Annotated in this window: 2 protein-coding genes; both read left to right on the forward strand. The window is 45.4% G+C overall.

Translation table 11 applies throughout. The annotated features are described in order from the left end of the window. Nucleotides 1–105: 105 nt before the first annotated feature. Nucleotides 106–600 (forward strand): hypothetical protein, encoded by a 495-nt coding sequence (locus tag EBR25_14090; protein ID NBW42100.1) that lies wholly within the window; start codon nucleotides 106–108, stop codon nucleotides 598–600. 39 nt (nucleotides 601–639) lie between these two features. Then, on the forward strand, nucleotides 640–1,321 hold a 682-nt coding region (locus tag EBR25_14095; GenBank protein ID NBW42101.1), incomplete at its 3' end, for a hypothetical protein.

Here is a 1,321-nt window from a genome sequence, read left to right on the forward strand (position 1 = left end):
GTATTTTGGTAGATAAATATGATGACATTTTAGATAATTGTGATAAAATTGAATCATTGCAGGAATAAACCTGTACAATCCTAAAATAGAATAGGGGATTTTTCCATGGCTCACGCACGCGAATTAAAATTATTGCAGGCTCTCGTTGATACGCAGCTTAAATCTTTCGGTTGGAAAGATCCAAAAGCTTTGTTTGTTGGTCAAGATGGCGAAGGTTATGTATCAATGTTCGTAAACTTTACCGCCGCAGGACATGCATCAAACGACGTTGCTGCATTTGTTCGTCTTATTCCAGCGGGCGACGGTCTTCCAGCTACAATGTTTACTCTCAGTCACGCAGGAAATACCCCAATTCACGGCTCCGTTCACGCAATGGTAGCGGTAGAAGCATCTGCTGGACTAATGGATGATCATGCTAAATTCGCTCAAGATCTCGTCCACTGCTTGCGCGGACAACTTGGATCTCCAGTTGAGTTGAAAGTAACGGCAAATGGTGTACTTCCTGAACTCAAAGGAATTAATGGCGCAGCTGCAGACAGTCTTCCATCAGACTCAATGGCTCTCGCTCCTTCTCGTACAGCGGTTGTTGGCGGCGTTTAATAAAACGCTACCAACACTACACATTAAGGAGATATAAAAATGGATATCAAAAACCTTTTAGAAGAAATTAACAGTTTGACCGAAGAAGTTGAAAAGCTTTCAAAGTCAGACATGTATAAAGCAGAAGGCGAAGAGGAAGAAAAGCCAGAAGCTGAAGAATCAGCTCCTGAGATGGGTGCAAACGAAAGTGCTCCCGAAGCTGAAGAAGCTCCCGAAGCTGAAGAAGCTCCAGAATCTGAAGAAGGTTCTCCCGATAGTATCGAAGACCAAGCCGACGAACTCGAAGATGCCGCCGAAGAAGGCGGAGAGTCACTCGAAGAGGTTGTTAAGGCTCTCGATGACGAAGATCTTCAGGCTCTTATGGCAGCTGTTCAGTCAGAAATGGCTGCTCGTCAAGGCTCCGAAGAAGATCCTGCTCCAGAAGCACCCGCCGCTCCTGCTCCAGAAATGGGCAAGGCGATGGATGAAATGGCTAAAACAATGGCTGAGATGAAGAAGTCGATTGACAGCCTCCGTGCTGAAAACGCTTCTCTTAAAAAATCAACCCCAGTTAGCCGTCCTGCAACAATGAACAGAGCCGAAGTTCAAACAATGGCTAAGTCTGATGCAGTTCCCGAGATGCTTAATAAGTCAGAAGTACTTGAGTTTCTTCTCAATACTAAGGCTCCAGTAGCTCTCGTTCAGGACGCAAATTGGGCTAACAGTCCAGCTGATCTTCGCG

The organism is bacterium, from assembly GCA_009926305.1.
In the GTDB taxonomy this organism is placed as follows: Bacteria; Bdellovibrionota_C; UBA2361; order UBA2361; family RFPC01; genus RFPC01.